At 55.4% G+C, this 9,149-nt stretch carries 7 protein-coding genes; all 7 read right to left on the bottom strand.

Features of this window, described 5'->3' with window-relative positions; genetic code table 11:
* The gene (locus Q0672_RS19470; RefSeq protein WP_298624920.1) at nucleotides 1-339 is read right to left on the bottom strand and encodes a hypothetical protein; all 339 of its coding nucleotides are present in this window, start codon (nucleotides 337-339) and stop codon (nucleotides 1-3) included.
* An 11-nt stretch (nucleotides 340-350) separates the two neighbouring features.
* A complete protein-coding gene (locus tag Q0672_RS19465; RefSeq protein WP_298624918.1) occupies nucleotides 351-2,216 on the bottom strand; it encodes a site-specific DNA-methyltransferase in 1,866 nt (621 codons plus the stop codon).
* A 1-nt stretch (nucleotide 2,217) separates the two neighbouring features.
* On the bottom strand, nucleotides 2,218-3,081 hold the full coding sequence (dinD, locus tag Q0672_RS19460) for a DNA damage-inducible protein D (RefSeq protein WP_298624916.1): 864 nt from the start codon (nucleotides 3,079-3,081) through the stop codon (nucleotides 2,218-2,220).
* The gene (locus Q0672_RS19455) at nucleotides 3,078-3,761 is read right to left on the bottom strand and encodes a DUF4391 domain-containing protein (protein WP_298624914.1); all 684 of its coding nucleotides are present in this window, start codon (nucleotides 3,759-3,761) and stop codon (nucleotides 3,078-3,080) included. The genes dinD and Q0672_RS19455 overlap by 4 nt, the downstream gene beginning before the upstream one ends.
* Nucleotides 3,758-7,051, bottom strand: coding sequence for a helicase-related protein (locus Q0672_RS19450; RefSeq protein WP_298624912.1), 3,294 nt, complete (start codon nucleotides 7,049-7,051; stop codon nucleotides 3,758-3,760). The genes Q0672_RS19455 and Q0672_RS19450 overlap by 4 nt, the downstream gene beginning before the upstream one ends.
* Before the next feature lie 192 nt (nucleotides 7,052-7,243).
* Entirely contained in the window at nucleotides 7,244-7,549 is a 306-nt protein-coding gene (locus Q0672_RS19445) for a type I restriction-modification system subunit M N-terminal domain-containing protein (protein WP_284186807.1), read from the bottom strand.
* 100 nt (nucleotides 7,550-7,649) lie between these two features.
* Nucleotides 7,650-8,825, bottom strand: a complete 1,176-nt coding sequence (locus Q0672_RS19440; protein WP_298624909.1) for a site-specific integrase — start codon at nucleotides 8,823-8,825, stop codon at nucleotides 7,650-7,652.
* Nucleotides 8,826-9,149: the final 324 nt, after the last annotated feature.

Genomic DNA, 9,149 nt, shown 5'->3' with positions numbered 1-9,149 from the left:
TCATCGTTGCGCGGTGGGAGTGACTGAAAACCTCGGGTTATTCGAGGTGCCCTCAGCTGATACCGGCAGGTTCTGCAAGCGCTGCACCTGCTGGATGTTGTCCAGCAGTGCTGTCTCGGACAAAGTCATATCCGCGTTGCGAAATGCGGCCTCCTGGTCGGCAACTGCTTCCACTTCGAGATCGAGAGCAGATTGAGGGCTCACCGATGTCACCTTCTTCACACCGGGGTCCAGGCGGTAGCGAACCCCGCCATGCTGCGGTGTTTGTCCCTTGAAGCAATCCACCACTGCCTGCACGGCAGCGGTTTGGTAGGGCTGCGTCTTGAATTTCAGTTTCATCGCCCCCCCCCTCAGATGCATTTCACTTCGGTGGAGGGCGAGAGCGACTTGAAAATCTGTTCGACGTTGATCTTGACGGCACTGTCCTTGAAGCCCGCATCTCGGAAAACCACGCGCAGCGGTTGATATTTCGTCAGCTCCTTGACGAAGCCTTCATCGATGCCGCCATGGGCATCGAAGCAGGCAATTAGAGCGCTGCCATCGACGCAGAAGACTTCTTTCCCTTGGATGGCTTGTTTGGCGATGGGCAATGCTAGATCGACACCCCAGTCCAGCATTACTTGGAAAAGAAGGTCTTCGGCCGTTCGGTCGGGCTTGATGTTATCCACGAAGAGATCGACGTTAGCCTTGTCCAAGGAGTCCGGCGCGTAGTAAATGTCTGCCATGTTGGATGAGGCTATTTTGAGAACACGGAAACCGATGTCTCTTCCCCACCCATCATGCGTATCGCTAGCTAGAACAGCAGCCCCCGATCTACGAATGCGCTCTTTGCATAGTTCGGCAATCGTTTCGTATTTTGCGATGCCAGACTTGGTTATTGAGGGTTCAGATACTTGAACCACCATGAACTCCCGATTTCCGCCGTCCTCTGAATTTAGCTGCATCACAGCATGCGCAGTTGTGCCAGAGCCCCCAAAGAAATCCATCACTAAGTGGTTATCCTGTCGCGAGGTGCAGGCTTGAATAAGGGTTTTTATCAGTCGGACAGGTTTTACCGTATCAAAGCCATGTTGATTCCCCAGAATTTCGTTTAGTTGGCTTTTTCCCGCTTCAGAGGTGGACGACCAATCAACCTCCATGAAGCAATAAAAGGGATCATGCTCGGCTCCCTCTTCATCTTCAAAATAGCGTCTAAAAGGAGTCCCATCACGAAACTCGATATATCCGTCGTTATTAAGCTGATGAATGACGTCCTCACCAGCTTGCCAGCGCTGGCCCTCCGGGGGAGAGTAATCGCCCAAAGAAAATGACATGGTTGATCGGAAATTGGCGCCGCGATTCGATTTTAGGATTGTGGTTAAACGATATTTTCTACCATCAATTTCATGTGGATAAGAGCGTTCACCACCTGTGAACAGCGGAAAGAACGTTCTAGGAACATAACTCTTCTGGTACATCAGGACATACTCGACTTCTTTTTGAGGGCGGTATTTCGCTTCGCCAATATTTACAGGCTTAACCCGCGCTTTCCATGTAACCTGTCCAACAAAGTTCTCGGCCCCGAAGATCTCCTCACATAATTTCTTTAGGCTTGCAAGTTCAACATCGTGAATTGAGACAAATAAAACCCCATCGTCTCGCAAGAGATTTCGCGCCAACTTGAGTCTCGGCATCATCATGGACAGCCAATCCGAGTGAAATCTGCCGTTTGCATCTGTATTTGCAATTAACCTTTGTGCTGCTTCATCTTTCTCGCCAGAGCGGAGTTTGTGTGTCTCAGGATCGACCACAAAGTTGTCCGAGTAAATGAAGTCGCTTCCAGTGTTGTATGGCGGGTCAATATAAATAATTTTGACCTTGCCAAGGTATGTTTCCTGCAGCAGCTTCAGCGCATCGAGATTGTCGCCCTCGATGAACAGGTTCCTCGTTGTATCAAAGTCCACACTTTCATGGCGGCAAGGGCGCAGTGTCTTGGCAATCGGCGCATTAGCTGTCAGCAGCGCCTCGCGCTTTCCCGGCCAATTCAGGTGGTAGCGTTCCTGCGGCCCTTCAACGACTGATCCCGATAGCTCTTGTCGCAGCTGATCAAAATCCACGGCCAACTTCACGCTTCCGTCTTCGGATTTTGCCTCGGTCACGCAACCGGGAAACAGCTCACGAAGGCGAGCGATGTTGTCCTGCGTCAGATCAGGCGAATGCATTTTCAGTTTTTCCATATCAATTCTCTTGAACCGGTTTTGGCAGTTTGCCGGATTGTTTTTCGATTTTCTTTTCGTCCGACTTCACTCGCCGCTCCAGCTTTTTGATGTCTTCTTCTGCGGGTAGTTGCTCGGGCTTGATGCCGCGTTGACCGAGCATGTCGCGTACGCTCTGGTTATTCTGTACATGCTCACGGGTAATGGCGCGCTCACCCTGCAAGTCAGCCTGCATGACGTTGTGATTGGTCATTTCCGTGGCCAGGTTCTTGGCCGCAATGGTGAGCGTGGGCAGAAAATCCGCCAGGGGGCGTGTCTGCACAATGCCGTATTTGTTCTTCATCATTTGCGTGGTGTTGCCGCCGAACAAGGCTGAATCGCCTTGTGCACGGATTCGGCCAAATCCGGCGTCGTCGACGCCTCGCTCGTAGATGTTTTGCGAGAGGGTTTTCTCCGACTCACGTAAGCGGTCACGCGCTTCCAGCCTCGCCTGCAGGCGCATGCGGTCTTCGATCAGCTCCTGCTTGCGCGTCTGCACGGCGAAATAGCTCTGGGCGAAGGCGATGGCCTGCTTGCGCGGATCACCGTTCTGGGCGACGAGGTAGCAGGCGTAGCGGGTCAGCATGAAATCGTCCACCGGCCGCTCTGCGCCGCTGCCGAGCCTGACCATTTTCGTGACGCCACGAAAATGGTCATATTCTTCATAACCCGTTGATTTGCAAGATTCAATCGCTCGCCTGATGGCGGTGATGAAGTTCTCCCAGCGGGCATAACCCAAAGCATCCATGAGGTCGCGCGCAAACCAGAACTCGATGCCTTCATCCGGCAGGCGCTGACTGAGTTCGTCAAAGCGGGCGGTAAGCTGTGGAACGATCGCATCGCTCATACGGTAAGCTCCTGAAGTTCGTTGTTCAGCTGTCGCAAAATGGCGTTGATCTCTACTTTGCGATTAAATTGCTTTTCCTTCGCCAGCCTTGCGCGTACCTTCTCGATTTCGCGCTGTTTGGCCTTCACGCCCTCCAGGCGTTCGACCAAGGCGGTAAAGCTTTCGTGGTCACGGAGGGGCAGCGGAATCAGCCTTTGTAGCAAGGCCTCGTAGAGCCCTGCCAGGTCCAGCACCACGGGCATATCACCGCGCGGGTTGTTGGCAGGTATCCAAGCCGTCGAAAAATAGTCGCCGAGCACCCATCTGCTGGCATCCGCCTCGCTGGGCCGCTTGTGGGCAGCGATGACCTTGATCTTTCCCCCGTACTCCAGCTCAAAGACGATGGGAAACTGCACGGCACCGTCGATGCACTTCAGTGCATCCACGGATAGTTCGCCCGTTTTCAGCACGATGCGAAAAACCTGTAGTTCCGGCACGCCGGGCCTGGCGGGGAGGTTGATGGTTTCTGGCGCAAGCTTGTACTGCCACACAATCTGTTCGATCTGCTCTACGAACAGATCCTTCAGGCGTGTGTTGGCCCCGCTGTGCTCGTAAATTTTGTTCTTGGGCAGTACGCGCCCGAACGTGGCTTGCCTGGGGTAGTTGATCAGCGCCGGATGCGGGGCTGGAGATTCGCTCATGCAGCCTCCTGAATCACAAGGAAGGTGATGAGTTCGAAGTCATCCAGGCCGCCGATGGTATTGGTCAGGGCGGTGGTCTTGCCGCCGCTGAAGAGGCTGTCCAGGTCCTTCTCTTCCTTCACCGCGATCATCGAGCTGATGGCCTTGCTCAACAGCTCAGAGTAGCTTTCCATATTCCTTCCATCGCTCGTTTCCTTATTGAAGGATTGGCAGGTGATGGGAATGGGTTCTGCGTGACCCTTGCAGCCGCTGCGCACGAGGTCCAGCAGGCGCTTGACTTCTGTGTGATCGTTGATGACAGTGCCGTCGCACCCGATGTAGACGAGGTAGTACGGGTGCAGCCGGTTGTGCTGATTGACGTTGACCTCGGGGTTGCGGTTGCGCAAGGTAAAGATCACTCCCGGCTCCAGACCCAAGGCAGGGTTCGCGGGTACGACGGCGTGCATGCCGTTCGGCACATGGCTGGGTTCGCCATGTGTCTTCACGTAGTTGAGCAAATCCATGCGGAAGTCGTTGAGCCCCAGATCGGTGATCGACACGCCGGTCTTTAGGTCTTCCAGCTCGATCACCTCCTCCTGAAGGCGGCGCAGCTGTTCTTTGCGGTAGGTGACATCGTTGGCCTGTGCGGAGAGCACGTTGTCGTCGCCGGTCGCCGTCACGTCGGCAATCATCATCCGGTTCTCAACCCGCTCTTTCAGATTGATGTATTCGTCGAGCGAGATGTCGGGCCAGTAGTTCACCAACTGGATGCTGGCATTGGGCGAGCCAATGCGGTCTACACGCCCGAAGCGCTGAATGATGCGGACCGGGTTCCAGTGGATGTCGTAATTGATCAGGTAGTCGCAGTCCTGAAGGTTCTGGCCTTCGGATATGCAGTCCGTACCGACCAACAAGTCGATCTCTGCGGGCTCTTGTGGGAGAACAAGCGCTTTCTCTTTCGAGCGTGGCGAGAAAAGCGTCAAAAGTTCCTGGAAGTCGTAGCTCTTCTTGAGCGTGGACTTGGGGGCGCCGCTTCCCGTGACTTTGGCACTGTGGAGTTGCCGTTGCGCCAGCAGCTCCGGCGCAAGGTTGGCGTAGAGGTAATCGGCGGTGTCGGCGAAAGCCGTAAAGATTATGATTTTCTTGTTGCCGGGGTTGATCGGGCTGGCGATCTTGTCGAGCACCTGCGCTTTCAGGTGCTGCAGTTTTGCGTCGTCCTCGGGGGTGATCTTGTCCATCGAGGCCAGCAGGTCATCGATGATCTGCAGATCAACGCTCAGATCATGCTCCCAGGAGGGCAAGTCCATGTCGGCCAGGCTGATCTTGACCTTGCCACCAATCTCCCCACCGTTCAGGATCGACAGATCGTCATCCTCGGCGTCCAGGTTTTCCAGGACTTCGGAGAGGTCGGCCACCTCAGAAGAACCAGCGGCGACACCTCCACCTTCATTGAAGCTGCGGATGGTTGCCAGCGTGTTGGCGTGATTGCCAAGCAGGGATCGCAAGGTCAGCCGGAACGATTCGATCGAGCTTTCCAGGCGCTTGAGCAGGTTTGTGGTCATCAGTGCCTGCAGGCCCTTCTCGCGACCGTACAGGCTGAGGTTTTCCTTCTTGTCGCCCGACTGGGCGTTGTAAAGGTCGATGTACTTCCTGACCCGGCTTTGAAGGATGTAGGCTGCTGGCGTATAGACGCAGAGCTTCAGCAGTGAAAGCTGCTCGAAAATCTCGTTGAAACCCAACACGTCCGAGCGCTGGGTAAGCGGGCAATGGAAGGAAAGCGGCTTGCGGCGCTCGGGGAATTGGCCGATGTCCTTCGTGTCGTAGAAGGTCTGGATGTGCCTTCGTGAGCGTGCGATGGTCACGCTGTCCAGCAGTTCGAAAAAATCAAAATCCAGTGAGTCCAGAATGGCGCGGGCTGTGCGCTCCTCTGGCGGCAGCTTTGACCATACGGTGAAGGCGGCCTGTGCGCCTCGGAAGATATCCTCCACGCTCTTGCTGGTTTTAAGCAGTCTGCTGAGGTTTTCCGATTCGCCTTCGTAGGCCAAGGCCAACTGGTTGCGCAGATCGTTGAAGCGGTTGTTAACCGGGGTGGCCGAGAGCATCAGCACTTTGGTCTTGACGCCTTCCCGGATGACCTTGTTCATCAGCTTCTGGTATCTCGTCTCCTTGTCCTTGTAGGCATCGTTGTTGCGGAAGTTGTGCGACTCATCGATGACCACGAGGTCGTAGTTGCCCCAGTTGATGCGGTTGAGCGGTGTGCCAAACGATTCACCGCTGGTGCGACTCAGATCGGTATGGCACAGCACGTCGTAGCTGAACCGATCCTTGGCGAAGATGTTCGTCTTCAGGTTGCGGTTGTAGTTGAGCCAGTTATCCGCGAGCTTCTTCGGGCAAAGAACCAACACTGAACGGTTGCGCAGTTCGTAATACTTGATCACCGCCAGCGCCGTGAAGGTCTTGCCCAAGCCCACGCTGTCGGCCAGGATGCAGCCGCTGTAGGTTTCGAGCTTGTTGATGATGCCGGTGGCCGCATCCTTCTGGTAATTGAATAGCTTCTGCCAGATCTGTGTGTCCTGGTAGCCCGTGCGATCGTTGGGCAGTACGTCCTCGTCAATGTCGTCGAGGAACTCGCTGAAGATGTTGTAGAGCATCAGGAAGTAGATGCTCTCGGGTGAATTCTCCTGATAGACAGAGGCGATGTGATCGCAGATCTGCTGCGTTACATCCTCCAACCTTTCGGGGTTGTTCCAGATCTGGTCGAACAGGCTAAGGTAGGTTGCGGCAAAAGTCGGCTCGTTCATCTTGTTCACGAGGTTCGACACTGCGTTGCCTTGCTGGTATCCCAGATCGACGGCCGTAAAGCCATGCAGCGGCATGTAGGCAGTGTTGTCGCTGCCGCCAGCCTTAGACTGCACGCATGCGAATTGCTGCATGGGAGCCTTCGTCCGGTTGCTCTTGAACCGGGCCTTGCGACGCATCCAGTCGGCGCACTCCTTGGCAATCGCACGCTGGGTAAGTTTGTTACGCAACTGAATTTCAAACTCACTGCCGTACAGGCTTCGCTCTCGATCGACCTTGGGGATGTGGAATTCCCGGCGTTCTTTGCGGATCTTGTCGGTCACTTCATCGGCGACGAAAGTGGGTGAGGTGAAGATGAAATTCAGCTCCTCTATCTTCTCCAGTTCGGACTTCAGTGCCTCAAACGCATACATCGAAAAACAGGAGGCGGCGATCTTCAATCGCGCTCCGGGCTTGAGGGTTTGCTTCAGGTCGTCACCGAGAAGGCGACTGATGTTGTCAATGAGCTCCATCGCGTCCCTTTTTCATTTCCGTGGACCGCTCGTCCACCTTCGAGCCATGCTTGTGCGCGTTGTTCAGGGCCAATACTTCCATCATTGATGCGATGGAGCGGCGTCCTTTTCTGCACTCATCCGCGGTAGTTGCTTGATGTTCGCCAAGGTGCGGATGGACAGGGTTTCGTCCTTTGGGCGCTGTGAGTGAGCTCATCCTGGGTTTTGCGCTCTTTGGGGGCTGAAGATGATCTCGTAGAAGACGCACATCTCGGTCAAGTCGTGCAGAACGCCTGAGCAATGAGGTCCTAGATCAGTCATCTCGGCGTCTCTACGCTGGAAGCGGTGCTCTAGGAGGTTCGCTTCCTTGCTAGGCTCTAACCCACAGTCCAAGCGGCGAAGGATGAACATCGGGAGGATGACGTCGCGGTACTTGCCGCGCACGAAGACATCCCTGAGGCAGTCGTCCGCGATGGACCAGATGAAACTGACGATCTTGTTGTGCGCTGTGTGATCCATGAGAAGACCGATATGCGTTGCGAGTCTAAAGCCCGCCAAGGATACCGCAGCGTATGGATACTGGCCGAGAGGGAGTGAGGGACAAAGCCCACTCGGGGGCTTACTTGGCCGCTTTCTTCCCCGCCTGGAGCATGGCTTCCGTCGCTTTCTCGACCGAATCCCGCACAGGGTCCATGTCCAAGCGTGCATAAATTGTCGTGGTGAGGTGGCTCTTGTGGTTCAGGCTCTTGCCGATCACCGTGAGCGATGCGCCCGTTTTCGCCTGCCAACTACCCAGTGTGCGGCGAAGGTCGTGGATTCGCAGGTTCTGGAGTCCAGCGCGCTCAAGCACGCGCTCCCAGCCCTTTCGCGGCTCGACCAGATGTCCGGTCTTGCCTGTGCCCGGAAAGACAAATTCGGCTTCCGATGCCGTTGAGTTGGCTTTACGTTCCTTGAGGATTCGTAGCACTTCGCCCGTCAGGGGGACGTTCTGCGGTGTGTTGTTCTTCGTGTTGGGGACTCTCCAAACGCCTTCCGAAAGGCTGACTTCGTCCCACCGCATGGCCAGGACGTTGGCACGCCTTGCGCCGGTAAGAAGGGCGACGAGGAAGAAGTCACGGAGCATCGGGTTCGTCTCTTCTTCAAGGGCGGCAAAAAATCTTGGTAGCTCGTCGGTCTGAAGGAAGCGATCTCTGCTCTTCTCAGGGTTGCGCCGAATACCCAAGGCGGGGTTGACCTGCGTGATACCCCACTCCACGCCGCGCCCGAAGACAGACGACACCAGGGCCAGCACCCGGTTTGCCACCGCCGGATGCCCATCGCGAGTGATGTCGGAATGGATTGTAGCTATCTGCTGGCGCGTGACCTGAGAGAGTCGCTTTGAACCCAAGGGCTTCAAGAGGTACTGGGTGTAGCGCTGTTCGTCTTCATTCGCGGTGGCCTTACGCGGTCGGGCGTGACGCTCCATGTACTGCTGGAACAGATCCCCGAAGGTGTGTTCTGCCCTTAATGCTCGCTTCGTTTCTGCTGGGTTGGCCCCTGACGCAATCGTCGCGAGTACCTTCGCGGCCTCCTTGCGGGCAAGCTCGACCGTGAGTTCCGGGAAGCGGCCGAGGGTGATCCGCTCCGGCTGTCCGCCCTTGGTTCGCTTGAAAATGCAGAACGTCTTAACGCCTGACGACGTTACGCGCAGCCTGAGTCCAGGTGTCTTCGAGTCCTGGTACTCGACCCTGGCCCCGGCGGCGGGAAGGGGTAGCGCTTCAAGAGCAGTCTTGGTGAAGTTCAGCGTGGCGGTCATCGTTTCGTCCCCGGTCGAATGCGTGAGCAATCATACTACGGGGTAACGCTGGGGTTACAATAACGGACAACTCCGGGGGAACAAGAGCAACCCTCAACAAGAGCACTTACAACGCAATACATTGTTTTATATATACTTATAAAACACGATCAATCTACAGAAAACATGGAAACGCGGACTCTTAATCCGTAGGTCGAGTGTTCGAGCCACTCACAACCCACCAGATTCAGAAAAGGCCAGCCCTCCGGGACTGGCCTTTTTGTTTTTGTTGACCCGTCCTGAAATAGCTTGACACTTTTTTGCCGTAGCAAGGAAGCGTCAATG

It is taken from the genome of uncultured Zoogloea sp. (assembly GCF_937894855.1).
Taxonomy (GTDB): domain Bacteria; phylum Pseudomonadota; class Gammaproteobacteria; order Burkholderiales; family Rhodocyclaceae; genus Zoogloea; species Zoogloea oryzae.
This window is presented reverse-complemented; position numbering and strand designations above follow the sequence as displayed.

Bases quoted from the DNA above. Each gene is read 5' to 3' on its own strand.
- Q0672_RS19470 (WP_298624920.1), bottom strand. From the start codon at position 339: ATGAAACTGAAATTCAAGACGCAGCCCTACCAAACCGCTGCCGTGCAG.
- dinD (WP_298624916.1), bottom strand. From the start codon at position 3,081: ATGAGCGATGCGATCGTTCCACAGCTTACCGCCCGCTTTGACGAACTC.
- Q0672_RS19445 (WP_284186807.1), bottom strand. From the start codon at position 7,549: ATGGATCACACAGCGCACAACAAGATCGTCAGTTTCATCTGGTCCATC.
- Q0672_RS19465 (WP_298624918.1), bottom strand. From the start codon at position 2,216: ATGGAAAAACTGAAAATGCATTCGCCTGATCTGACGCAGGACAACATC.
- Q0672_RS19450 (WP_298624912.1), bottom strand. From the start codon at position 7,051: ATGGAGCTCATTGACAACATCAGTCGCCTTCTCGGTGACGACCTGAAG.
- Q0672_RS19455 (WP_298624914.1), bottom strand. From the start codon at position 3,761: ATGAGCGAATCTCCAGCCCCGCATCCGGCGCTGATCAACTACCCCAGG.
- Q0672_RS19440 (WP_298624909.1), bottom strand. From the start codon at position 8,825: ATGACCGCCACGCTGAACTTCACCAAGACTGCTCTTGAAGCGCTACCC.